This window comes from Paraburkholderia terricola (assembly GCF_003330825.1).
Classification (GTDB): domain Bacteria; phylum Pseudomonadota; class Gammaproteobacteria; order Burkholderiales; family Burkholderiaceae; genus Paraburkholderia; species Paraburkholderia terricola.
Genome location: NZ_CP024942.1, coordinates 1,941,468 through 1,963,894 on the forward strand (window position 1 = coordinate 1,941,468; position 22,427 = coordinate 1,963,894).

The window sequence follows — 22,427 nt, forward strand, 5'->3', positions numbered from 1 at the left end:
GAATGCCAGTGTAGTACCGTTTCATGCCGCTCACTGACGCAGGGGCGGCCTCAGTTCGAGACGGCGCGTGGCGACCTTGTGGCGCGTATCTTCATCATGAAAGATGCCGACGATCGCCGCGCCGCGCTCGCGCGCCTCGACGATCAGATCCGCGACCACGTCGCGATTCTCCGCGTCGAGCGAGGCGGTGGGTTCATCGAGCAGCAGGAGCGGATGCTCCGCGATCAAGCCGCGCGCAATGTTCACGCGCTGTTGCTCGCCGCCCGAGAAGGTGGCGGGCGCGAGCGTCCACAACCGCTCGGGCACGTTCAGCCGGGCGAGCAGCGCAGCGGCGCGCGCCCGCGCCTCGTCTTGCGCCACGCCGCGCGAGAGCAGCGGCTCGGCGACCAGCGTGAGCGTCGGCACGCGCGGAATCACGCGCAGAAACTGGCTCACGTAGCCCACCACCGCGCGGCGCAGACGCAATACGTCGTGCGGTTCAGCGCCGGTCAGCGACACCGGTTGCCCATCGTTCGCCGCGTCGCGAATCGCAATCGAGCCGCGGCTTGCGAGGTAGTTGCCGTACAGGCAGCGCAGCAGCGTACTCTTGCCCGCGCCGGAAGGTCCGACCAGCACCACGCATTCGCCGCGCTCGACATCGAGCGAGACGCCCGTGAGCGCTTCGATCCGCACGCCGCCCTGGCCGTGCAGCGTGAAGGTCTTGCCGAGGTCGACGGCGCGCAGCATCAACGCGCGGTTGTCGATGAATGGCTGCGAGTGCGCGCCTGTTTCGATGGATCGCATTGTGAGCCTCAAACCGGCAGAACCGAGGAAACCAGCGTTTGCGTGTAAGGGTGCTGCGGATCGTCGAGCACCTGATCGGTCAATCCCGCCTCGACCACTTCACCGCCTTGCATGACCATCAGACGATGCGCGAGCAAACGCGCCACGCCGATGTCATGCGTGACGATCAGCACCGACAGATGCAGCGTGGACGTCAGCGTGCGCAGCAGATCGAGCAGACGCGCCTGCACCGACACGTCGAGCCCCGCCGTGGGTTCATCCATGAAAACGAGGCGCGGCGCGGTGACGAGATTGCGCGCGATCTGCAAACGCTGCTGCATGCCGCCCGAAAACGCGGCGGGGAATTCGTCGATACGCAAGGCATCGAGTTCGACGCGCTCCATCCATTGCGTCGCCGCGTGGCGGATATCGCCATAGTGGCGCGCGCCCACGGCCATCAGCGGCTCGCCGATATTCGCGCCGGCTGAGACGCCGCTGCGCAATCCGTCGCGCGGGTTCTGCTGGACGAAGCCCCACTCGGTGCGCATCAGCAGACGCCGGCGCGGTTCCGACAAAGCCAGCAGATCGAGCTTCTCGCCATGCGTGGCGGTGTAATGGAGCGAGCCGCCATCGGCCGCGGTTTTCAATGCGAGCGTATTCAGCAGCGTGGTCTTGCCCGAGCCCGATTCGCCGACGATGCACAGCACCTCGCCCGGATACAGATCGAAGCTGACGTTCCTGCAACCGTTGCGGCCGCCGTATTGTTTGCTCAGCGCGCGCGCGCTCAACAGCGGCGTCATGCGGATTCTCCTTCGCGCGCATCAGATGCTTCGGGCGCTTCGGACGCGGGCAGCGCGAATTCGCGATCGCCGCGGCGTTCGTGGCAGTAGTCGCTATCCGAGCAGACGAACATGCGTTTGCCCGCATCGTCGACGATCATTTCGTCGAGGAAACTTTCCGTCGATCCGCACAGCGCGCACGCATGTTGCCATTGCTGCACCTCGAACGGATGATCGTCGAAGTCGAGACTGCGCACCGGCGTATAGGGCGGAATGGCATGAATGCGCCGTTCGCGGCCGGCGCCGAACAATTGCAGCGCGGGGTTCATATGCAACTTCGGGTTGTCGAACTTCGGGATCGGCGAGGGCGAAGTCAGATAGCGGTTGTTGACGATCACCGGGTAATCGTAGGTGGTGGCGATGCTGCCGTGATGCACGATGTCCTCGTACAGCTTCACGCTGATCAGGCCGTAATCGGCGAGCGCATGCAGCTTCTTGCATTCGGCGACGCGCGGCTCCAGCCGGAATAGCGGTTCGGGCATCGGCACCTGATAGACCAGAATCTGCTTGTCGGTGAGCGGCGCTTCGGGAATGCGGTGACGTGTCTGGATGATCGTCGCTTCGGTGGTGCGCCGCGTGGTCGCCACGCCGGTCGTGCGAGCGAAGAAACGGCGGATGTTGACCGCGTTGGTGGTTTCGTCGGAGCCCTGGTCGATGACCTTCAGCGTATCGCGCCTGCCGATGATCGCCGCAGTGACCTGAATGCCGCCCGTGCCCCAGCCGAACGGCAACGGCATCTCACGCGACGCGAACGGCACCTGATAACCGGGCACGGCCACCGCCTTGAGCAACGCGCGGCGCAGCATGCGCTTGGTCTGTTCGTCGAGGTAGGCGAAGTTGTAGCCGTGCGCGGCGCTGTCGTATGACGCGGTGGCATGAATCGAGTCGGGCGCGTTCATGCTGCCTGCTCCTGATCGTTCGATCCGTTCACGCTTTCACCCTGATCGCGCGTGGCGTGCCGCGCTCGCAAGCGCCGCACGAGTTCCAGCTCCGACTGAAAGTCGACATAGTGCGGCAATTTCAGATGCTGAACGAAGCCGGACGCCTCGACGTTATCGCTATGCGAGAGCATGAATTCGATGTCTTGCGCCGGCGAGCCGAGCGTTTCGCCGAGTTCCTCGGCACGCAACGCGCGATCCACCAGCGCCATCGCCATCGCCTTGCGCTCCGAGTGGCCGAATGCAAGACCGTAACCTTGCGTGAACGTGGGCGGCACCTCGCTGCTGCCGGCGAACTGGTTGATCATCTGGCATTCGGTAATGTCGATGTCGCCGATCTCAACCGATTCGCCCAATTCGTCGAGTTCCATTTCAACGGCAATCGTGCCGAAGCGTATCTCGCCCGCAAACGGATGCGAGTTCGCGTAGCCGCGCTGTGTCGCGTAACCCATCGCAAGCAGGAAGCCTTCGTCGCCGCGCGCGAGATTCTGCAAGCGCGTGGCGCGGCTCGCGGGAAAGGCGAGCGGTTCACGCGTCAGATCGTGCGGTTGCGGCGCGTCCGGCGTGGGGCGTTCCTGTTCGATCAGACCTTCGTTGTCGAGCAGCGTGACGACGCGCGGCATCGTCTCCGTTTCGGGCGGTGGTGCTTGCGGTGAACAGGCAGGGCTTGAACCCGTATCCGTCGCGGCGTGACCCTCGGCGACCAACGCGAAATCCAGCAGACGCTGCGTGTAATCGTAAGTCGCGCCCAGCAACTGGCCGCCGGGGACGTCCTTGAACGTGGCCGAAATGCGGCGCTCCACCTGCATCGCCTCGGTATCGATCGCCTGCGTATAGCCGAAACGCGGCAGCGTGGTGCGGTAGGCGCGCAACAGGAAGATCGCTTCGACCAGATCGCCGGCGGCCTGCTTGATCGCGAGTGCGGCGAGTTCTTCATCGTAGACCGAGCCCTCGGTCATCACGCGCGCGACGGCGAGGCGCAATTGCTCGCGAATCTGCGCGGCGCTGAGTTCGGCGAGCCGCGTGTCGCCGCGGCGCGCTTTGTCGAGCAGACGCCACGACGCTTCAATGGCGCGCTCTCCACCCTTGACGGCAACGTACATCAGTTCACCTTCGCTTGAGTTGTGCGCGGCAGGCCGATCAATTCGGCGCCGCAAAGCAGATAGCAATCGATGCCGCACGCAAAGAGCGGCGCGAGGGCCGCGCGTTCGCGCCAGAAACGCGCGGGTAGTCCGACGGGCGCGATGGTCTGCGTGTGCTGAATGCCGGGGCCGCTCAATACGATCGGCGTTCCGCCTGTTAGCGCGTCCACGCGGATCAGCAACGTCGCCGACTGTTCAGGCGATTCCGCTGAACCGAGTGCGAAGCATTCGAGCGCCGGCATCGTGTCGGCGTCGTGGATATACGCGAAGGCGGCTTGCGCGGCTTCGTCGGCGAGCGGCGCGCCGGTATGAAAGCGCAATGCGGAAGCCAGCGCCGCGTCCGGTTGCGCGAGCCATACGGGCGTGGCGTAGTCGCATAGCGTCAGCAGCGCGGCAAATGCGGCGAACTCGGCGCGCGTCGCCCGCGCGTCAGGCAAGACGTTTTCGATGACACCGACCGTGCCCGGTCGCGACAACGCGTCGAGCAGCGTGCGGAATACCGCTTGCGTATCGTGGACAGGGTCCGCGAAACCCGGCGTCAATTCAGCTAATGAGGCGGCCAATGCCATTCGCGAGTTTTCCATCATTCGCCCCGGACCATCGTGAAGAATTCCACGCGCGTGGCCGCGGCGTCTCGCCGCCGCTCGGCGCGCAGAGCCGCCTGCCGCGCTGCGAACGGCTCGATCAACTGCCGATGCAAGGCCGCGTGATGCTCGGGCGTTTGCAGCAACGCATCGGCCAGCGCGGCCAGTTCGGCGCGGCGGCGGTCGCGGCCCAGATGACACGCGACGCCGACGGCCGGCGCGGCATTGCCCGCCACGCGCAAACGCAGCGTGGCGCGCGTGACGGTGGCTTCGCCGAGATTGAACGGATCGCCGCTGCCGCCGACGCGGCCGCGCACCATCGCGAGGCCGATTTCAGGAGGACGCAGCCAGTCGTACGAGGGGACGGCCACGCCTTGCAACGCGCGCTCGAATGCGGCTTCGAGATCGGCGCGCGGCGTGCGGGCCAGCACGGCCATCCAGGCGCGCCGCATGGCGGAGGAAGGCGAGGCGGAAGTGGCGCTCATCGAATGTCCTGTTGATCCAGCGAGTGCTCATTTGACCACTTATTCATCTAAACGTCTAGACGTCTATGCGCGTACATCGACGTTTCATATTTCCATCACCGCTTGCGCACTACAATGCACGTCATGGCGAATATTTGAACCCAGGGGAATGACAGCACCATGACATCGAACGACAGCGCGACGCCGGGCACGACGCTCGAACGCGGCGCGGGCGTTGCCGTCTGGCGGCAGATCGAGCAGATTCTGGCCGCCGAAATCGCCGCCAGCGGTTTCGGAGAAGAAGGGCGCTTGCCGAGCGAGGGGGAACTGGCGAAACGCTTCGACGTGAACCGGCACACCGTGCGCCGGGCCATGCTGGGTCTTGCCGCATCGGGACTCATCAGCGTCGAGCAGGGGCGCGGCACCTTCGTGCAACCCGGCGCGATCGACTATTCGATTGGCCGACGCACGCGCTTCACAGAAAACTTGCGTCAGCAGAATCATGCGGCGGCGGGCAAGATGTTATCGGCCGTGCGTGTGAAGGCCGAGCCGACTGTCGCGAAGGCGCTGGGCCTGCGCGCCGGTGCGCCGGTTTACCGGATCGAATCGCTGCACGAGTCGGACGGCGTGCCGATCACGTTCGCGCGCAACTGGTATCCCGCCACGCGTTTTGCCGACTTGCCCGCTGTGCTCGAACGTACCGGCAGTATCACCAGGTCGATGGCCGAATTCGGCGTGAACGACTACCTGCGCAAGTGGAGCCGTATCGGCAGCGTGCTGCCCGATCCAGAGGTGGCGCGGCGTTTGAACATCAACCGGCAGCAGCCGGTGTTGTGGGTCGAGAACGTCGACGTGGATCTGCAAGGCACGCCGGTCAAATACGGCTTCACGCATTTCGCCGCGGACCGCGTGCAACTGCTGGTGGAGCACGACGTATGAGCGGCGCGGCGTGGAACAAGGGCGCGCGTTTTGCCGTGTATTACGCGCCGTCGCGTGAGTCGGCATGGTGGCGCGCCGGCTCAACGTGGCTCGGCCGCGACGCGGAAAGCGGCGAGCCGTGCGAGCCGCCGCAGCCGCAAGGCTTGACGCGTCCGCTGCAAGAGTTGACGGAAGCGCCGCGCCGCTATGGTTGGCACGGCACGCTCGTCGCTCCCTTTCGGCTCGCCGACGGCGTCACGCAAGACAATGTGCTGGACGCAACGCGCGCATGGGCCGAGACGCAAAGTCCCTTCATGCTGCCGGTGGAAGCGGCGACGCTCGGCGATTTCGTCGCGCTGCGTCCCGCCGATCAGCAAGGCGAGGCGAACCTGCGCGCCGTCGCCGCCAGCGCGTTGCACACGCTCGGCGCACTGCGCGCGAGATCATCCGCCGCCGATCTTACGCGCCGGCTCGCCGCGCCGTTGAGCGAACGGCAACGCGCGTTGCTGATCGAATGGGGTTATCCGTATGTGCTGGACGAATTCCGTTTTCACATGACGCTATCCGGTTCGCTCGCCGACATCGATGAGCGCGCGACGCTGGTGGCTTGGTGGCAGGCGCAAACGCCGGTGCTCGGGCCGCTTTCGATCGACCACGCCGCGCTTTTCGTCGAACCGGCGCCAGGCGAGCCGTTCGTGCTGTGGCAGCGCGTGCCGTTCAGACCCGCGAGGTGAAATAACAATGACAGGTCGTTTGATCTATGTGATGGGCCCGTCCGGCGCGGGCAAGGATTCGTTGCTGAGCTTCGCGCGCAAGCACTTGATGGGCGAGCCGATTCTGTTCGCGCATCGCTATATCACGCGGCCGAGCGGCAATGGCGAGGAGCATGTGGCGCTGAGCATCGAGGAATTCGCCGAGCGCTCCGTGCTCGGTCTGTTCGCGCTCGAATGGTCGAGTCACTCGTTGCGTTACGGCATCGGCATCGAACTCGATGCGTGGCTCGCGCGCGGTTGCACGGTGGTCGTCAATGGGTCGCGGCAGCATGTACCGCATGCGCTGGCGCGCTATCCGCGTGCGGAGATCGTGCACGTCGACGCCGCGCCGCATATTCTGGAAGCGCGGCTCGGCGCGCGGGCGCGTGAATCGGCGGAACAGGTCGCGGCACGGCTCGCGCGCCGCGCGCCGTTTTCGTTGCCCAGCGGCGTGCGCTGCACGACGATCGACAATTCCGGCGCGCTCGAGGAAGCGGGGCATGCGCTGATCGCATTTCTCAAGTCGGAAGCCGACGTTCGATAAAACGCGTTACGCCGCGGCCGCCATGCGCTCCCTGGTCGCTTCCTGCAAGCACGATACGAATTGCAGCACGGCGGGCGTGGGCAGCAGATCGCGCCGCGAAATGATGCTGAGGTCGTAATTCGGCAGTGCCTCTTCGATTTGCGCGACGCGTATGCCGAGCGGCGCGACCCTTTCCGCGAGCGGCCGCGTGAAGCAGCCGATCACGTCGGTTTGCGACACCAGCCCCAGCGTCACCGCGAACGACGACGGCGCGCGCAGCAGCCGCTTCGGCACGGGCAAGCCGTGCGCGTTGAACATCGCCATCATCACGCTGTGCGGAAAATGATCGGCGCCGACAGTTGCGATCCACTCCGCGTCGAGCAGTTCATGAAGACGCGTGACGTTCGCAAGCGGATGCCCGGCCCGCATCGCGACGACGAATTGCGTCGAGTAGAGCGGCGCTTGCACCAGATCGCTGTCGAGCGCCTGCACGTGATGAATCGCCGCGATGTCGAGTGCGCCGTTGCGAAGGCGCGCAACCGCGTCCGGTATCGTCACTTCCTCCAGATGCAGATTCACCAGCGGCATCGCGCGGCGAAACTTCGAGACGGCATGCGGCAACGCCGTTAACGCGATCGACGGCATGGTCCCCACGCTCACCTTGCCGGCGAGTTCGCCCTTCACCTGTTCGACCGCTTCAACCGTGCGCCCCACGTCGCCGAGCAACTGCTCGGCGCGCGGCAACAGCGCGTGCCCGCATGCGGTCAACTCGATGCCGCGCACGCTGCGCACCATCAGTTCGGCATTCAGCGCGCTCTCCAACTCGCGGATCGTATGCGTGACGGCCGGTTGCGTCACGCCGAGTTCGCGCGCGGCGGCACGCAGGCTGCGGTGATGGGCGGCGGCGACGAACGCTTGCAACTGCTGGAGCTTCATGAGGGTAAGCCCGTATATAAAGCGTGTTTATCGGGGTGAAAAAAACAGCATCTTATTCGAACAAAATGGCGTGGCTATAGTGCTTGCCTGCTTTTGCCCGCTTTTTGCCTGCCTGTCAGCCGATTTGTCACCCCTTTCGTCAACCGTTTAGCCGCCTCATGCGGCGTGTATCCCTGGAGCAATAGATGAGCGAAGCCGCGCGTTTTACCGAAGTGTCCGACCTGATGCCCGCCGCCGAAAGCCTGCGCGAGATTCGCCACCACATTCATCACCATCCGGAACTGGCTTACGAGGAAGTGCAAACGGGTGCGCTGGTGGCGGAGAGGCTCGAACAATGGGACTGGCGGGTGACGCGCGGCGTCGGCCAAACGGGTGTGGTGGGCACGCTGAAGGTGGGCGACGGCAAGCGCAGCATCGGCATTCGCGCCGACATGGACGCGCTGCCGATCATCGAGCAAACCGGCCTGCCGTACGCGAGCGGCACGCACGGCAAGATGCACGCATGCGGCCACGACGGCCATACGGCCATGCTGCTCGGCGCCGCGCAGCATCTCGCCGCCACGCGCAATTTCTCGGGCACCGTGCATCTGTATTTCCAGCCGGCCGAGGAAAGCGGCATCGACAGCGGTGCGCTGAAGATGATCAACGACGGTTTGTTCGAACGCTTTCCCTGCGACGCCGTGTTCGGCGTGCACAACCATCCGGGCGAACAGCCGGGCGTGCTGCTGTTTCGCAAGGGGCCGTTCATGTCGGCGGGCGACAAGGCGATCATCACCATCGAAGGCGTCGGCGGCCACGCGGCGCGTCCGCATCTGACGGTCGATCCGGTGGTGGTGGCGGCGAGCATCGTGATGGCGCTGCAAACGATCGTCGCGCGCAACGTCGATCCGTCGCAGCCGGCCGTGGTGACGGTCGGCTCGATGCATGCGGGCACCGCGAACAACGTGATCTCGAGCAGCGCGAAGCTGGAGCTGAGCGTGCGTTCGTTCAGCCCGGAAGTGCGCGCGCTGCTGAAGAAGCGCATCACCGAACTCGCCGAAAGCCAGGCCGCGAGCTATGGCGGCAAGGCGGTGGTGGAGTACATCGAGGGCTATCCGGTGGTCGTCAATTCGGACGCGGAAACGGATTTCGCGGTGGAGGTGGCGCGCGAACTGGTCGGCGACGACAAGGTGATCGCGCAGAGCGACATGCTGATGGGCAGCGAGGATTTCGCCTTCATGTTGCAGAAGCGGCCGGGCACGTTCCTGCGCATCGGCAACGGCGCGGGCGAGGACGGCTGCATGGTGCACAACCCGCATTACGATTTCAACGACCGTAACCTGCCGGTCGGCGCGGCGTTCTGGGCGCGGCTGGTGGAGCGGTATCTCGGTCGATGAAGGGCAACGGGCGACCTGCATGCGGCGCGCGTGAGACGCGCGCCTTCATCGCCATCACCCGCGCCGCGCCACCATCTCCGACACCGTCTGCGCCGCCTGCTGCAGCGGTTCAAGAAACGCCTTCACCATCTGTTTGGCCGAATTGCGCTGTGCATTGCCGCTGATGTTCATCGCCGCGATCACGCGTCCCTGGCGGTTGCGAATCGGCGCGGACAGCGAAATCAAGCCGCCTTCCAGTTCCTGATCGACGATCGCCCACCCCTGGCGGCGCACCTGCGCGATCAGCTTCTTCAACTCTTCTTTATCGGTGACCGTGCGCGGCGTGTGCGCATAGAGCGGCGTCGAGCCGAGCGTCGCGTCGAGCGTTTCGTCGTCGAGCGCGGCCAGCAGCACGCGGCCCATCGACGTGCAATACGCCGGCAAGCGGCTGCCGATCGACAGGTTGATGGTCATGATCTTGTGAGTCGGCACGCGCAGCACATAGACGATTTCCGTGCGATCGAGCACGGCCGCCGAGCAGCTTTCGTGGACCCGCGCCGACAGTGCTTCCATCACCGGTTCGGCGAGATTCCAGAACGGCATCGAGGTCAGATACGCGAAGCCCAGGTCGAGAATCTTCGGCGTGAGGCGGAACAGCCGCCCTTCGGCTTCCACATAACCGAGCGTTTGCAGCGTCAACAGAATGCGGCGGGCGCCCGCGCGCGTGAGCCCGGTGGCGGTCGCGACGTCGGTGAGCGTCTGTTCGGGGCGGCTGGCGTCGAACGCGCGGATCACGGCGAGGCCGCGCGCGAACGACTGCACATACGAGTCGCCCGGCTTCTCCGGGGCCGGTTCGGCGCTGGCGGGAACGGCGGAAGACGGCGGCAGGGCTTTGCTCATGGGCCTTGAGAGTGCGTGCGAGGAAATGCGCGCGCATCGCGCGGACTCGGCCGGCAGCGATGCGGCGCAAAGGCGTGACGATAGCTTAAGCCTTCCGTTTCGCCAACTTTGCGCGCTCTTACTTCAAAACACTCAGGGTTTGCATGGATGCACGCTGCATCGAAAATTTGTATGATGACCCGACGACATGACAAATCGAGGCATCGATGTTCGACAAGATTCCTGCCCGGGCACTGAGCGACACGGTTGCCCAGCAGCTTCTCAAGCAGATCGACAAAGGCGCGTTCCCGCGCGGCGGCAAGCTGCCGACCGAGGCCGTGCTGGCGCAGCAGTTCGGCGTGAGCCGCACGGTGATTCGCGAGGCGATCTCGCGGCTGAAGAACGAAGGCGTGGTCGAGCCGCGCCAGGGCAGCGGCGTGTTCATCGCGGCGCACGGCGCGGTCCGGCCGCTGCGCATCGACTACGCGGAAGCCGTCGAGCCCGGCTCGGTGGTGCAGATCCTCGCGCTGCGGCGCGCGATCGAGGCGGAAGTGGCCTCCGAGGCCGCGATGCGCCGCAGCGATGCCGACATGATGGCGATCGACAGCGCCCTCGCCAAAATCGACCAGGCGGTGGCCGAGGGCGAGGAGGGCGTCGCCGAGGACGTGGCGTTCCATCGTGCGATCGCGGCGGCAACAGGCAATCCGTATTTCCTCAAGACGCTCACGTTCCTGAATCAATACCTCGAAGCCGGCACGTTCGTGACGCGGCGTAACGAAGCCTTGCGCGAGGACTTTTCGCGTCAGGTGCGCGAGGAGCACGCGGCGATCGCCGCCGCGATCCGCGCGGGCGATCCGATGGCGGCGCGCAACGCGGCGCGCACGCACATGTACAACGCGGCACGGCGTCTCGCGGAAGCGGGGATTTGCTGAACCGAGCGCGGAACTGAGCCGCTCCAGGCGCCGCGGGCGCATCAGCGGTTAACGAATTTTCAGAGGTCAAGCATGTCCAGAAATGTCGGTGTCATCGGTCTTGGTGCAATGGGCCTGGGTGTCGCGCGCTCGCTGCTGCGCGCGGGTTTTCGGGTTCACGCATGCGATCTGCGCAGCGAGGTCCTGCAGGCGTTCGTCGCGGAAGGCGGTGTGGCCTGTGCGACGCCCGCCGAACTCGGCGCGCAATGCGAAGTGGTCGTCACGCTCGTGGTCAATGCCGCGCAAACCGAGGCGGTGCTGTTCGGCGAACAGGGCGCGGTCCCGGCGATGAAGCCAGGCGCCGTGGTGATTTCGAGCGCGACGGTCGCGCCGGACTTCGCGATCGACCTCGGCAAGCGCATCGAGGCGGCTGGTTTGCAGATGCTCGACGCGCCGGTTTCGGGTGGCGCGGCGCGCGCCGCGTCGGGCGAGATGACGATGATGACCTCCGGTCCCGACGCCGCCTATGCCGCGTGCGAGGACGTGCTCGCGGCGATGGCGGGCAAGGTGTATCGCCTCGGCTCGGCGCATGGCGCCGGCTCGAAAGTGAAGATCATCAATCAGTTGCTGGCCGGCGTGCATATCGCGGTGGCCGCCGAGGCGATGGCGCTCGGTTTGCGCGAAGGCGTCGATCCCGACGCGCTGTACGAGGTCATCACGCACAGCGCGGGCAATTCGTGGATGTTCGAGAACCGCGTGCCGCACATTCTGAAGGGCGATTACACGCCGCTGTCGGCGGTCGATATTTTCGTCAAGGATCTCGGCCTCGTGCTCGATACCGCGCGTCGTTCGAAATTCCCGCTGCCGCTTTCGGCGGCCGCGCATCAGATGTTCATGATGGCGTCGACCGCCGGCCACGGCGGCGAGGACGACTCCGCGGTGATCAAGATTTTCCCCGGCATCGACGTGCCGGCGGCGCAGTAAGCACGGGAGCGAGCCATGACGTCCCCATCGAAACGCGCGCTTCTGGGCTGCATCGCCGATGATTTCACCGGCGCCACCGATCTCGCCAACATGCTGGTGCGCGGCGGCATGCGCACGGTGCAGACCATCGGCGTGCCCGAGTCGAATGAAACCATTGAAGCCGACGCGCTGGTGGTCGCGCTGAAATCGCGCACGATTCCCGCCGCCGACGCGGTCGCGCAATCGCTCGCCGCGCTCCACTGGCTGCGCGCGCAAGGCTGCCGCCAGTTCTTTTTCAAATACTGCTCGACGTTCGATTCAACTGACGCCGGCAATATCGGCGCGGTGACGGATGCGTTGCTCGACGCGTTATCCGCCGACGCGGCAAGCGCGGCCTTTACGATTGCATGCCCGGCATTCCCCGAGAACGGCCGTACGATTTATCGCGGTCATCTGTTCGTCGGCGATGCGTTGCTGAACGAATCGGGCATGGAAAACCATCCGCTCACGCCGATGCGCGACGCGAACCTCGTGCGCGTGCTGCAACGGCAGACGCAATCGAAGGTCGGTCTCGTGCGTTATGACGCCGTCGCGCAGGGCGTTTCCAAGGTACGTGAAGCGTTCGGCGCACTGCGCGGCGACGGCGTGCGGATGGCGATCGCGGACGCGGTCTCCGACGCGGATCTGTACGTGCTCGGCGAAGCCTGCGCCGACCTCACGCTGATCACGGGCGGTTCCGGCGTCGCGCTGGGTTTGCCCGCGAATTTCCGGCGTGCCGGCTTGCTCGCGGAACAGGCCGACGCCGCGCAATTGCCGCGCGTCGAAGGCTGGTCGGTCGTGCTGGCGGGCAGCGCGTCCAAGGCGACCAACGCGCAAGTGGCGGCATGGCGCGAGACGCGCTCGTCGTTTCGCATCGATCCGCTAGCGGTCGCGCGCGGCGAGCCGGTGGTCGAACAGGCGCTGGCGTTCGCACAGGAGCACTTCGATAAGGCGCAACCCGTGCTGATCTACGCGACCGCCACGCCCGACGAAGTCAAGGCGGTTCAGCGCGAACTCGGCGTCAACGAAGCGGGGCATCTGGTGGAAACGACGCTGGCGTCGATCGCACGCGGCTTGCGCGAACGCGGCGTGCGCAAGTTCGTGGTGGCGGGCGGCGAAACATCCGGCGCGGTGGTGCAGGCGCTTGACGTGCGCACGCTGCGCATCGGCGCGCAAATCGATCCGGGCGTGCCGGCTACCGCGACGACCGGCGCGGAACCGCTCGCGCTCGCGTTGAAATCAGGCAACTTCGGCACGACCGATTTCTTCGAAAAAGCGCTGCGTCATCTCGAAGGAGCCGCGCCATGACCGGCGCGCCCGCACTGCACGTCAACGATGAAGCCAGGGTCCGCGAGGAAATCTGCGTGAGCGGCGCGAGTCTTTATCAGCGCGGCTACACCGTGGGCACCGCCGGCAACATCAGTGCGCGCCTGAACGACGGCTGGCTGATCACGCCCACCGACGCCTGTCTCGGCCGGCTCGATCCCGCCGAGATCGCCAAGGTCGATTTCAACGGTAACGCGGTGTCGGGCGGCAAGCCGTCGAAAACACTCGCGCTGCATCGCGGCATCTATGCGCGCAACGGCGAGGCGCGCGGCATCGTCCACACGCACTCGACGCATCTGGTCGCGTTGACGCTCGCGGGCGTATGGCGCGACACCGACGTATTGCCGCCCATCACGCCGTACTACGTGATGAAAGTGGGCCACGTCCCCCTGATTCGTTATCGACGCCCAGGCGACCCGCAAGTGACCGAACAGATCGCCGCGCTTGCCGATACCGTGCGCGCGGTTCTGCTCGAACGGCTCGGTCCGGTGGTGTGGGAGCGCTCGGTGGCGCACGCCGCCTATGCGCTGGAAGAGCTCGAAGAGACCGCGCGCCTGTGGCTGATGACGAATCCGCGGCCCGCGCCGCTTGATGAAGCAGCGCTCGAAGAACTGCGCACCGTGTTCGGCGCGCGCTGGTAAGAACCTGACATACACAATGCCGGACGACACCGCGATGCGGTGCGCACGGCAATACATCGAAGGAGACAATGCATGAGTTCCTATCAGTCCGCATCCAGCCGCCCGCTTGCAGCGGCCGTGGGGCAACCCGGCGCTGACGAAGTCGAGCGCACTTACAAGAAAGTGTTCTGGCGCATCGTGCCGTTTCTGATGCTGTGCTACGTGGTCGCGTATCTGGACCGCGTGAACGTCGGCTTCGCGAAGCTGCAGATGTCGCAGGATCTCGCGTTCAGCGAGACCGTGTTCGGTCTCGGCGCCGGCGTATTCTTTATCGGCTACTTCCTGTTCGAATTGCCGAGCAACATTCTGATGCACAAGATCGGCGCGCGAATCTGGATCGCGCGGATCATGATTACCTGGGGTTTGCTCTCGGCGCTGTTCGTGTTCGTGAAAACGCCGATGCAGTTCTACACCTTGCGCTTCCTGCTGGGTCTCGCCGAAGCGGGTTTCTACCCCGGCGTGATCCTGTATCTGACGTACTGGTTCCCGTCGCATCGGCGCGCGAAGATCATTGCCGTGTTCATGTCGGCGATTCCGGTCTCGGGCATTTTCGGCAATCCGCTGTCGGGCTGGATCATGCAGCGCTTCCACAACAGCAGCGGTTTCGCCGGCTGGCAATGGATGTTCCTGATCGAAGCGCTGCCCGCGCTCGCCATCGGCATCGCCACGATCCTGTATCTCGACAACGGCATTGCCAGCGCGAAGTGGCTGAGCGAGCGCGAAAAGCGCCTGCTCACCGATGAAATCGCCGCCGCGCAACCGCAGGAGAAAACGCAAGCGCATTCGCTCGGCGCGGTGTTCCGCGATCCGCGCACGTGGTGGATGTCGCTGATCTATTTCGCGTTCGTCACGGGGCAATACGGCCTGACGTTCTGGATGCCGACGCTCGTTAAATCGACTGGCGTGAGCGGTGCGTTCAATATCGGCCTGTTGAGCGCGATTCCGTTCCTGTGCGCGATCGTCGTGATGAACCTGATGGGACATAGCGCGGACAAGCGCCGCGAACGCCGCTGGCATCTGATCGTGCCGGCGCTGTTCGGTGCAATCGGCTTTACGGTGGCCGCTTCGTTCGCGGAGAACACGGTGGTGTCGATTACGTTTCTCTCGCTCGCCGCCGCCGGTGTCCTGACTTGCGCGCCGTTATTCTGGTCGCTGCCCACCGCCTTCATGTCGGGTGCGACCGCCGCGGCCGGCATCGCGATCATCAATTCGATCGGCAATCTCGCGGGTTTTGCGAGTCCTTACATGATCGGTTATCTGAAGGACCTCACGCATAGCACGCAAACCGGCATGTATGTGCTGGCCGGCATGCTGGTGATCGGCGCGATCGCCACCTGGCTCACGCCGGCCAAACTGGTCAATCGCTAAACCGGGTCGCGCGCGGCGCACCGATCGTTTTCGTTGCCGCGCGCCGATCCGTTTCAAAGGAGTTGCTGCCATGCCTCGCTTCGCCGCCAATCTGACGATGATGTACAACGAGCACGCCTTCCTCGACCGTTTCGCCGCCGCGGCAAAAGACGGCTTCAAGGCGGTCGAGTTTCTGTTTCCCTACGATTTCCGCGCCAGCGAAATCAAGGCGCGGCTCGATGCGGACGATCTGACTCAGGCCCTCTTCAATGCGCCGCCCGGCGACTGGGCCGCGGGCGAGCGCGGCATTGCCTCGCTGCCGGGCCGCGAGGACGAATTTCGCCGCAGCGTCGATACGGCGCTCGACTACACGCGAGTCATCGGCAATCGCAAGCTGCACGTGATGGCCGGGCTGATCGGCGCGGACGAATCGCGCGCCCGGCATCGCGACGTGTATCTGAAGAATCTCGCCCATGCCGCGAAGGCCGCGCAAGCCGACGGCGTCACGGTGGTGATCGAGCCGATCAACACGCGCGATATCCCCGGCTTCTTCCTGAACCGTCAGGACGACGCGCAGGCGATTTGCGCGGAAGTGGGCGCGCCGAATCTGAAGGTGCAGTTCGACTGCTATCACTGCCAGATCGTCGAAGGCGATCTCGCGGTGAAACTCAAACGCGATATGGCGGGCATCGGCCACATTCAGATCGCCGGCGTGCCGGAGCGGCACGAGCCCGACGTCGGCGAATTGAACTACCCGTACCTGTTCGATCTGATCGACTCGCTCGGCTATGACGGCTACATCGGTTGCGAATACCGGCCGCGTGCCGGCACGTCAGCGGGCCTCGGCTGGCTGGAGCCGTATCTGCATAACGCCTGTTAAGAGAGACGAAAAACATCATGAAAGTACTGATTACCGGCGGCGCGGGTTTTCTCGGCCAGCGCCTCGCGCGTGAACTGCTGGCGCGCGGTTCGTTGAAGGGCGCGGACGGCAAGCCGCAAGCCATTACCGAACTCGTGCTGCTCGACGTGGTGCGCGCAAGCGATTTCGGCGACAGCCGCGTGCGCGCGGAAGTGGGCGACATCGCCGAGCGCAGCGTGCTGGAACGCGTGATCGACGAGCGGACCTCGGCGATCTTTCATCTGGCCGCGATCGTGAGCGGGCAAGCCGAAGCCGATTTCGATCTCGGCATGCGCATCAATCTGGATGCGTCGCGGCTGCTGCTCGAAGTTTGCCGGCAACGCGGGCACCAACCGCGCGTGCTCTTCACGAGTTCGGTGGCGGTGTATGGCGGCGAGTTGCCCGATATGGTGCGGGACGATACCGCGTTGAAGCCGCAGTCGTCGTATGGCGCGCAGAAGGCGATCGCGGAACTCCTGCTCAACGATTACGCGCGGCGCGGTTTCGTCGACGGCCGCGTGGTGCGGCTACCCACCATCAGCGTGCGGCCGGGCAAGCCGAACGCTGCGGCGTCGTCGTTTGCGAGCGGCATCATCCGCGAGCCGTTGAACGGCGAGGCGGCCGTGTGTCCGGTGGCGGGCGCGACGCGCTTGTGGCTACTGTCGCCGCGCAAGGCGATCGAGAGCCTGATCGCCGGGCTCGAACTCGACGCCGCGTTGCTCGGCAACCAGCGCGTGCTGAACCTGCCGGGCATCTCGGTGAGCGTCGACGAGATGGTGGCCGCGTTGCGCGAGGTCGCGGGCGAGGAGGCCGTGAAGCGGATCGTGTGGGAGCGCGATGCGCGCGTGGAAAAGATCGTCGGCAGTTGGCCGGGGCGGTGGGATACGTCGCGCGCCGAAAGCCTGGGCCTTACCGGCGAGCGCAGTTTCGCCGACGTGATCCGCAGCTATATCGCGGACGAACAGATCCAGATTCGCTGAAACACTTCAAAAGCTTCGTGCCGGCGGCCCCGAGCGCACTTTCGCCGGCGCGAACGCGTCGATCTTCCGATCCTTCTCCGACTCTCGTCACAACAATAGACGGCCCGCACGTATTCCCTGGTGCGGGCCTGACCGCGCTTGACATGCTTTCGGCCACGCGCCTATTATCGTGCCAAGTTGTTCGATATACGGCCATTGCGTTCATATAACGAACTTTCTGGTAAATCCCGAACGCGTCGCCCACCATCCTGCGCTAAGCTGATCCAACGTCACCGCTGCCCCGCAGCCGATTTCCGTTGCGTTCGCGGAGCCGGTACGTCGGCGCATCTCGCCCGCGCCGCCGTGCTTTACCTCTCGCACCGCGGGGTGCGGGTCCGGGGTGCGGGTCCATCACGGCGCGGCGCACGCAGCCTATCAACTGGAGACATCACATGACCGAAGCATTCCTGTGCGACGCGATTCGCACCCCCATCGGCCGCTATGCGGGTTCGCTGTCGTCGGTGCGCGCCGACGACCTGGGCGCCGTGCCGCTCAAGGCGCTGATGGAGCGCAACCGGAACGTCGACTGGAGCGCGATCGACGACGTGATCTACGGCTGCGCGAACCAGGCCGGTGAAGACAACCGCAACGTTGCGCGCATGTCGCTGCTGCTGGCCGGTTTGCCGCAAGACGTGCCGGGCTCGACGGTGAACCGCCTGTGCGGTTCGGGCATGGACGCGGTCGGCATCGCCGCGCGCGCGATCAAGTCGGGCGAGGCCGCGTTGATGGTGGCGGGCGGCGTCGAAAGCATGAGCCGCGCGCCGTTCGTAATGGGCAAGGCGGCCAGCGCGTTTTCGCGCCAGGCCGACATTCACGACACCACGATCGGCTGGCGTTTCGTCAACCCGTTGATGAAGCAGATGTACGGCGTCGATTCGATGCCGGAGACCGGCGAAAACGTCGCGACCGATTACAAGATCAGCCGCGCCGATCAGGACGCGTTCGCGCTGCGCAGCCAGCAGAAGGCGGCGCGCGCGCAACGCGACGGCGCGCTCGCGCAGGAAATCGTCGGCGTGACGATCGCGCAGAAAAAGGGCGATCCGATCACGGTGTTGCAGGACGAACATCCGCGCGAAACCAGCCTCGAAGCGCTAGGCAAACTGAAGGGCGTGGTGCGCGCCGACGGCACCGTGACCGCGGGCAATGCGTCGGGCGTGAACGACGGCGCGGCGGCGCTGCTGCTCGCCAACGAAGCAACGGCCAGGCGCTTCGGCCTCACGCCGCGCGCGCGCGTGCTGGGCATTGCAACGGCCGGCGTCGCGCCGCGCGTGATGGGCATCGGCCCGGCGCCCGCCACGCAAAAGCTGCTCGCGCGGTTGAACATGAGCATCGGCCAGTTCGACGTGATCGAGCTGAACGAGGCATTCGCCTCGCAAGGCATTGCGGTGCTGCGCACGCTCGGCGTTGCCGACGACGACGCCCGCGTGAACCCGAACGGCGGCGCGATCGCGCTCGGCCATCCGCTTGGCATGAGCGGCGCGCGTCTGGTGACCACCGCGATGTATCAGTTGCAGCGCACGCAGGGACGGTTCGCGCTGTGCACGATGTGTATCGGCGTCGGCCAGGGCATTGCGATTGCTATTGAACGCGTGTGATGGTTTAGGCGTTATTCGAGCCGAAGCGCAGCCTCATTGAACAGCCCCGTCACGCATGCGACGGGGCTGTTTCATTTGATGCGGCGCATGGGTTCGCGGCTCGATGGATCTATGCTTGATTCACGATCGCCATCACGCCGGATCGAACCGATTTTTCAAGGAGAGCGTCAATGAAACTAGCGACGATTACCGCAACGCTGATAGCGGCGGCGCTCGCGGTGGCTCAGCCGGCGTGCGCGCAAGATGCGATGGCCAGCGCCGCGCAAGGACACGCGCTCGCCGTGGAGCCGGTGCACGTGAAGGCGGAGATCGTCGGCATCGATCCGGGCAGCCGTGCGCTCACGCTCAAGGGTCCGCAAGGCAACACGGTGATCGTGCTGGTGGGCCAGCAAGTCGCCGCTTTCGATCAACTGAAGGTGGGCGATCGGGTAGACGTGCTCTACAAGAATGCCCTGCTCGTGAAGGCGGAAAAAGTGACCGCGAAGGGCAAGGGAAAGGGCAGTCGTGAGCGCGTCGATACGCAGGCATACGCGCCGGCCTCGGGCGGTCTCGATTCGACGCGCGAGATCGAAACACTCGCCACCGTGCAGAAGATCGATCGGACCAGGCGACTCGTCACGCTGCGCGGCGCATCCCGGACGCAAACGCTCGAAGTCAGTCCCGAGGTCGATCTGGCAGACATCAAGGCCGGCGACACGATACACGCGGTATTCGTCTCGGCTGCGGCCGTGCAGGTGACGCCGCAACAAGCGGCGCAATGAGGCGCACATAAGTCGCAATGAGACGCCATAGGGCCGCCATAAGGCGCACCGATTCGCGGTGCGCCGGGCAGGCTAACGCGGCGCGGGCGGGCCCAGGCTCAACCATGCGAGACGCCCCAGCCAACGCCTGAACGCACCGGTTTTCGCCGGCAGCGCACTCGTGAGCGAGACGCGCGCGGCGCGTTCGCCGTCCGTGCTGAGCCAAACGCGTTCGCCGCGTTGCAGCCGAAACTCCTCACCGGGACCGAGCCAATGATCGTAAGGGGAGCTGACCCGGGTGAGCCAGAGGCGCGCGCCCTGTACGGCGAGCGTGCTGTCGGCGTCGACGCGCCATGTCAGCGTGGCGCCTGGCATCACGGAAAAATGCACCACCACTTTCGGCAGACGTTCGTCCTGCTGACACGCATACAGACTCGAATCGTCGTCCATGCACTGCGGGCTTGCCTGATCCATCTTGCTCTCCGTCATTGAGCCGGCAGACAGAGGCGCCCACAAAACAAAAGGCCCCTTCCGTTACCGGCGGGGCCTTTGGGGTCTTGTGTCGCAGATTCAGACTGCTAACGCGCACATGCTCCCAATGGCCAGCCGATGATGGCTCGCTTTGGGTTTTTAATCGCTACGGCGATGGAGGTGTGCGTCAACATGAAAACGAGTGTGCCGTTTTGCCGCATGGCTTGTCAATGACAGATTGCCGTAGTTCGTTCATCGGCGCGCGCGCCGCGGCTTGCAACAATCCATGTCGGGGATATGTCGCGGTGCAGTCGGGTTGCCCGCGAATGCTTGTGCTCACGCGTCGAGATGAATCTGCAAGCCCGACGCGCTATAAAGCGCGGTGGCCTTGAAGCCGTCCACCGTGACCGTCGAGAAGCGGCCTTGCAGACCGTTGCAATCGAGCAGGGCGATCGTGTCGCCAACCTTCGGCGTGAAGCCGGCGGCGAACTTCACATGCAGCGTGCCGCCGACGATCGACGTCTGCCCGCCGACCGCAAGCCGTCCCTGGTCACCCGCACCGCGATCGATCTCCAGTGTGCCGCCCGCCAGTTGCGTGTATTTGCCGCCGATCTTCACACGCGACGTTGCGTTCACGGCCACGGTGCCGCCGCTCACATACACGTCGCCCGTGCCGAATGCGTTTGCCGATCCGGCCACGAGCACGCCGCCCTGCACCTGAGTGCCGCCGCCATACGTATTCGAGCTCGCGAGCGTGAGCGAACCCGTGCCGTTGAAGGTCAGCTTGCCGGCGCCCGAGATGTCGTTGCGCCACGTGTCGGCTGCGTTGAAGCCGCCTTGCGCGGCGTCCATCGACACGACGACGTTGCCCGCGAACGCGCCATAACCGTCGGCGGCGGCGAACAGGTTCAGACGCCCCCAGCCTTCGGCGTCATCGAGTGCGGGAAAACCGGACGGCAGGGCGGTGGTCTTGAGTACGACGCGGCGCTGGTCGGCGCTCAGATACGGCAGGCGCGTTTCGAGCAGCACCTCCGCGCCTTTCGGCACGACGGCGGGCGTGGTGGTCGCGGCGCTCGGCGCGAAGCCGAACGTCAGGCGGCGCAGATAGTTGGCCTTGTTGGCCGCGTAATCCGCGAAGCGGTCGCTCGCCGGCGTGCCCGATTCGGCGAACGCGCGGAACGTGGCGGCGTTCGTGCCGGTCAGCGTGTACAGCGTGTCATGCGCTTGCCTGAAGGCCGCCTGCTTGAGCGTCGCGTTGTTCGGATCGACGAGGTTCGCGGCGACCACCGCTTCGCCGAGGATGCGTCCGCCGATCACGTCGAGCGGTGAATGCATGCCGGCGAGAATGCGGTTCTCGCCCAGTTCGAGGCCGCGGCTCAGCATTTCCTGGTAGCGCTCGGGCAACGCGTAAGCCATCGCGAGCGCGTCGCGCACGCCTTCGGCGGAATGGCCGCTCGGGAAGCCGCCATCGGTCGACGGCGTGGCGCTCTCGGCGGGCACGAGCGTCGGCGCGACGATCACGCTGCTGCTCCAGCGGTACGGTCGCGCATATTTGTAGAAGCGCTTCGCGGGTTCCGTGGAACCGTTGGTGCCGATCGCATTGATGAAGCTGACGACCGAGCCGAACTGCGCATTCGCGGTGCCGCTCACGCCGGTATTGTTGCCGCTGTCGTTGTACACGGTGGTGGTCGCGTTCGCCGGAATGCTCGTGATGCTGCTGGTTTGCTGCGCGGCGCTGCGCCATGCGGCGGTGAGCGGGCCCATGCCGTCGGAGACGCTGTAGCCCTTGCCGCGGCGGTCGTCGTAATACGCGGCCTCGGCTTGCGCGGCCGTGCGCTGCGTGGTGGCGGTGACCACATACTGGACGTTCGCGTTCAGCACCGTGGGGTTCAACGCGGTGCCGTTCGGTGTGCCGTCGCTCGGCACGCCGGTCCAGGTGGAAGCCACGACGGCCGGGAAACTGCCCACGGCGGGCGCGCTGACGCCGGCGTCGACGATATCCGTCAACGGTTGCCACAAGGTGCGAAAGCCGTTGAGCACGCGCACGCCCGCGTTGGTTTCCATCGTCGCGTAGCGCGCGTCGCCGCGCTGGTTGCTGAACGCGTTGTCGACGAACGCGGCCACCGAACTTTGTACCGGCGCGCTGTCGACAAAGCCGGGGTCGGCGGGCGCAGCGGGCACGGCCGCGACCGTCGCGGCCGAACGGGTGCCGTCGTCGATGCCGTCGCCGCCGCAGGCACCGAGCAGAAGTGCGGAGCTCGTGGCGACGAGCAGTAGACTGAAGCGAAGGAATTGCGACGAATGCATGGTGGCCGTGTCCGTAAGGTTGCGCAAGAAAGCGCGCAG

The 22,427-nt window shown here is 65.4% G+C and carries 22 protein-coding genes and 1 pseudogene; 13 read left to right on the forward strand and 10 right to left on the reverse strand.

Features of this window, described 5'->3' with window-relative positions:
• Nucleotides 1-30 precede the first annotated feature (30 nt).
• From phnL to phnG, 6 genes are read right to left on the reverse strand one after another with little or no spacing between them, the layout of a single operon-like run.
• Nucleotides 31-783 (reverse strand): phosphonate C-P lyase system protein PhnL, encoded by a 753-nt coding sequence (gene phnL, locus CUJ90_RS27250; RefSeq protein ID WP_073427299.1) that lies wholly within the window; start codon nt 781-783, stop codon nt 31-33.
• Nucleotides 784-791: 8 nt separating this feature from the next.
• On the reverse strand, nt 792-1,562 hold the full coding sequence (gene phnK / locus CUJ90_RS27255; protein ID WP_083081245.1) for a phosphonate C-P lyase system protein PhnK: 771 nt from the start codon (nt 1,560-1,562) through the stop codon (nt 792-794).
• Complete coding sequence (locus tag CUJ90_RS27260; protein ID WP_083081243.1) at nt 1,559-2,500, reverse strand: alpha-D-ribose 1-methylphosphonate 5-phosphate C-P-lyase PhnJ; 942 nt, start codon at nt 2,498-2,500, stop codon at nt 1,559-1,561. Before CUJ90_RS27260 ends, phnK begins: the two co-directional genes overlap by 4 nt.
• Nucleotides 2,497-3,642, reverse strand: a complete 1,146-nt coding sequence (locus tag CUJ90_RS27265) for a carbon-phosphorus lyase complex subunit (RefSeq protein WP_114164261.1) — start codon at nt 3,640-3,642, stop codon at nt 2,497-2,499. The genes CUJ90_RS27260 and CUJ90_RS27265 overlap by 4 nt, the downstream gene beginning before the upstream one ends.
• On the reverse strand, nt 3,642-4,265 hold the full coding sequence (phnH, locus tag CUJ90_RS27270) for a phosphonate C-P lyase system protein PhnH (RefSeq protein ID WP_114164262.1): 624 nt from the start codon (nt 4,263-4,265) through the stop codon (nt 3,642-3,644). Before phnH ends, CUJ90_RS27265 begins: the two co-directional genes overlap by 1 nt.
• The gene (gene phnG, locus CUJ90_RS27275) at nt 4,265-4,750 is read right to left on the reverse strand and encodes a phosphonate C-P lyase system protein PhnG (RefSeq protein ID WP_073427304.1); all 486 of its coding nucleotides are present in this window, start codon (nt 4,748-4,750) and stop codon (nt 4,265-4,267) included. The genes phnH and phnG overlap by 1 nt, the downstream gene beginning before the upstream one ends.
• Before the next feature lie 159 nt (nt 4,751-4,909).
• On the opposite strand from phnG, the gene phnF reads away from it, so the two are divergent.
• From phnF to phnN, 3 genes are read left to right on the forward strand one after another with little or no spacing between them, the layout of a single operon-like run.
• Nucleotides 4,910-5,668, forward strand: a complete 759-nt coding sequence (phnF, locus tag CUJ90_RS27280; RefSeq protein ID WP_073427305.1) for a phosphonate metabolism transcriptional regulator PhnF — start codon at nt 4,910-4,912, stop codon at nt 5,666-5,668.
• Complete coding sequence (locus tag CUJ90_RS27285; protein WP_083081225.1) at nt 5,665-6,381, forward strand: DUF1045 domain-containing protein; 717 nt, start codon at nt 5,665-5,667, stop codon at nt 6,379-6,381. The genes phnF and CUJ90_RS27285 overlap by 4 nt, the downstream gene beginning before the upstream one ends.
• Nucleotides 6,382-6,388: 7 nt before the next feature.
• Nucleotides 6,389-6,943 (forward strand): phosphonate metabolism protein/1,5-bisphosphokinase (PRPP-forming) PhnN, encoded by a 555-nt coding sequence (phnN, locus tag CUJ90_RS27290; protein ID WP_073427307.1) that lies wholly within the window; start codon nt 6,389-6,391, stop codon nt 6,941-6,943.
• A 6-nt stretch (nt 6,944-6,949) separates the two neighbouring features.
• Here the strand turns inward: phnN and CUJ90_RS27295 are convergent, their stop codons facing one another.
• Nucleotides 6,950-7,858: a LysR family transcriptional regulator gene (locus CUJ90_RS27295; protein ID WP_083081223.1), complete on the reverse strand. Its 909-nt coding sequence runs from the start codon at nt 7,856-7,858 to the stop codon at nt 6,950-6,952.
• A 185-nt stretch (nt 7,859-8,043) separates the two neighbouring features.
• On the opposite strand from CUJ90_RS27295, the gene CUJ90_RS27300 reads away from it, so the two are divergent.
• Nucleotides 8,044-9,234 (forward strand): M20 aminoacylase family protein, encoded by a 1,191-nt coding sequence (locus CUJ90_RS27300; RefSeq protein ID WP_083081221.1) that lies wholly within the window; start codon nt 8,044-8,046, stop codon nt 9,232-9,234.
• Nucleotides 9,235-9,288: 54 nt separating this feature from the next.
• Here CUJ90_RS27300 and CUJ90_RS27305 read toward each other — a convergent pair whose 3' ends face one another.
• Nucleotides 9,289-10,113, reverse strand: coding sequence for an IclR family transcriptional regulator (locus tag CUJ90_RS27305; RefSeq protein WP_073427310.1), 825 nt, complete (start codon nt 10,111-10,113; stop codon nt 9,289-9,291).
• A 206-nt stretch (nt 10,114-10,319) separates the two neighbouring features.
• Here CUJ90_RS27305 and CUJ90_RS27310 point away from each other — a divergent pair, with 206 nt between their 5' ends.
• The 9 genes and pseudogenes from CUJ90_RS27310 (at nt 10,320) to CUJ90_RS27350 (ending at nt 19,631) form a co-directional block, all read left to right on the forward strand.
• Nucleotides 10,320-11,024, forward strand: coding sequence for a FadR/GntR family transcriptional regulator (locus CUJ90_RS27310; RefSeq protein WP_083081219.1), 705 nt, complete (start codon nt 10,320-10,322; stop codon nt 11,022-11,024).
• Between the two features lie 39 nt (nt 11,025-11,063).
• A pseudogene (gene ltnD, locus CUJ90_RS27315) lies at nt 11,064-11,987 on the forward strand (L-threonate dehydrogenase); the annotation flags it as partial.
• A gap of 15 nt (nt 11,988-12,002) precedes the next feature.
• A complete protein-coding gene (otnK, locus tag CUJ90_RS27320; RefSeq protein WP_073427313.1) occupies nt 12,003-13,313 on the forward strand; it encodes a 3-oxo-tetronate kinase in 1,311 nt (436 codons plus the stop codon).
• Nucleotides 13,310-13,972 carry a 3-oxo-tetronate 4-phosphate decarboxylase gene (gene otnC / locus CUJ90_RS27325; protein ID WP_114164263.1) on the forward strand — a complete coding sequence of 221 codons (663 nt, stop codon included), beginning with the start codon at nt 13,310-13,312 and terminating at the stop codon, nt 13,970-13,972. The genes otnK and otnC overlap by 4 nt, the downstream gene beginning before the upstream one ends.
• Nucleotides 13,973-14,044: 72 nt before the next feature.
• Nucleotides 14,045-15,379 (forward strand): MFS transporter, encoded by a 1,335-nt coding sequence (locus CUJ90_RS27330; protein WP_073427315.1) that lies wholly within the window; start codon nt 14,045-14,047, stop codon nt 15,377-15,379.
• Nucleotides 15,380-15,449: 70 nt separating this feature from the next.
• On the forward strand, nt 15,450-16,238 hold the full coding sequence (gene otnI, locus CUJ90_RS27335) for a 2-oxo-tetronate isomerase (RefSeq protein WP_073427316.1): 789 nt from the start codon (nt 15,450-15,452) through the stop codon (nt 16,236-16,238).
• Between the two features lie 17 nt (nt 16,239-16,255).
• Nucleotides 16,256-17,236, forward strand: coding sequence for a D-erythronate dehydrogenase (gene denD, locus CUJ90_RS27340; RefSeq protein WP_083081213.1), 981 nt, complete (start codon nt 16,256-16,258; stop codon nt 17,234-17,236).
• A gap of 431 nt (nt 17,237-17,667) precedes the next feature.
• Complete coding sequence (pcaF, locus tag CUJ90_RS27345; RefSeq protein ID WP_083081211.1) at nt 17,668-18,870, forward strand: 3-oxoadipyl-CoA thiolase; 1,203 nt, start codon at nt 17,668-17,670, stop codon at nt 18,868-18,870.
• 170 nt (nt 18,871-19,040) lie between these two features.
• Nucleotides 19,041-19,631, forward strand: coding sequence for a hypothetical protein (locus CUJ90_RS27350; protein ID WP_083081209.1), 591 nt, complete (start codon nt 19,041-19,043; stop codon nt 19,629-19,631).
• Between the two features lie 72 nt (nt 19,632-19,703).
• Here the strand turns inward: CUJ90_RS27350 and CUJ90_RS27355 are convergent, their stop codons facing one another.
• Both CUJ90_RS27355 and CUJ90_RS27360 read right to left on the reverse strand, forming a co-directional pair.
• Nucleotides 19,704-20,084 carry a DUF2917 domain-containing protein gene (locus CUJ90_RS27355; protein ID WP_073427320.1) on the reverse strand — a complete coding sequence of 127 codons (381 nt, stop codon included), beginning with the start codon at nt 20,082-20,084 and terminating at the stop codon, nt 19,704-19,706.
• 333 nt (nt 20,085-20,417) lie between these two features.
• Nucleotides 20,418-22,388 carry an acid phosphatase gene (locus CUJ90_RS27360; protein ID WP_114164264.1) on the reverse strand — a complete coding sequence of 657 codons (1,971 nt, stop codon included), beginning with the start codon at nt 22,386-22,388 and terminating at the stop codon, nt 20,418-20,420.
• Nucleotides 22,389-22,427: the final 39 nt, after the last annotated feature.

Coding starts and splice junctions, on each gene's coding strand:
- phnL (WP_073427299.1), bottom strand. CDS start 783: ATGCGATCCATCGAAACAGGCGCGCACTCGCAGCCATTCATCGACAAC.
- phnK (WP_083081245.1), bottom strand. CDS start 1,562: ATGACGCCGCTGTTGAGCGCGCGCGCGCTGAGCAAACAATACGGCGGC.
- CUJ90_RS27260 (WP_083081243.1), bottom strand. CDS start 2,500: ATGAACGCGCCCGACTCGATTCATGCCACCGCGTCATACGACAGCGCC.
- CUJ90_RS27265 (WP_114164261.1), bottom strand. CDS start 3,642: ATGTACGTTGCCGTCAAGGGTGGAGAGCGCGCCATTGAAGCGTCGTGG.
- phnH (WP_114164262.1), bottom strand. CDS start 4,265: ATGGAAAACTCGCGAATGGCATTGGCCGCCTCATTAGCTGAATTGACG.
- phnG (WP_073427304.1), bottom strand. CDS start 4,750: ATGAGCGCCACTTCCGCCTCGCCTTCCTCCGCCATGCGGCGCGCCTGG.
- phnF (WP_073427305.1), top strand. CDS start 4,910: ATGACATCGAACGACAGCGCGACGCCGGGCACGACGCTCGAACGCGGC.
- CUJ90_RS27285 (WP_083081225.1), top strand. CDS start 5,665: ATGAGCGGCGCGGCGTGGAACAAGGGCGCGCGTTTTGCCGTGTATTAC.
- phnN (WP_073427307.1), top strand. CDS start 6,389: ATGACAGGTCGTTTGATCTATGTGATGGGCCCGTCCGGCGCGGGCAAG.
- CUJ90_RS27295 (WP_083081223.1), bottom strand. CDS start 7,858: ATGAAGCTCCAGCAGTTGCAAGCGTTCGTCGCCGCCGCCCATCACCGC.
- CUJ90_RS27300 (WP_083081221.1), top strand. CDS start 8,044: ATGAGCGAAGCCGCGCGTTTTACCGAAGTGTCCGACCTGATGCCCGCC.
- CUJ90_RS27305 (WP_073427310.1), bottom strand. CDS start 10,113: ATGAGCAAAGCCCTGCCGCCGTCTTCCGCCGTTCCCGCCAGCGCCGAA.
- CUJ90_RS27310 (WP_083081219.1), top strand. CDS start 10,320: ATGTTCGACAAGATTCCTGCCCGGGCACTGAGCGACACGGTTGCCCAG.
- otnK (WP_073427313.1), top strand. CDS start 12,003: ATGACGTCCCCATCGAAACGCGCGCTTCTGGGCTGCATCGCCGATGAT.
- otnC (WP_114164263.1), top strand. CDS start 13,310: ATGACCGGCGCGCCCGCACTGCACGTCAACGATGAAGCCAGGGTCCGC.
- CUJ90_RS27330 (WP_073427315.1), top strand. CDS start 14,045: ATGAGTTCCTATCAGTCCGCATCCAGCCGCCCGCTTGCAGCGGCCGTG.
- otnI (WP_073427316.1), top strand. CDS start 15,450: ATGCCTCGCTTCGCCGCCAATCTGACGATGATGTACAACGAGCACGCC.
- denD (WP_083081213.1), top strand. CDS start 16,256: ATGAAAGTACTGATTACCGGCGGCGCGGGTTTTCTCGGCCAGCGCCTC.
- pcaF (WP_083081211.1), top strand. CDS start 17,668: ATGACCGAAGCATTCCTGTGCGACGCGATTCGCACCCCCATCGGCCGC.
- CUJ90_RS27350 (WP_083081209.1), top strand. CDS start 19,041: ATGAAACTAGCGACGATTACCGCAACGCTGATAGCGGCGGCGCTCGCG.
- CUJ90_RS27355 (WP_073427320.1), bottom strand. CDS start 20,084: ATGGATCAGGCAAGCCCGCAGTGCATGGACGACGATTCGAGTCTGTAT.
- CUJ90_RS27360 (WP_114164264.1), bottom strand. CDS start 22,388: ATGCATTCGTCGCAATTCCTTCGCTTCAGTCTACTGCTCGTCGCCACG.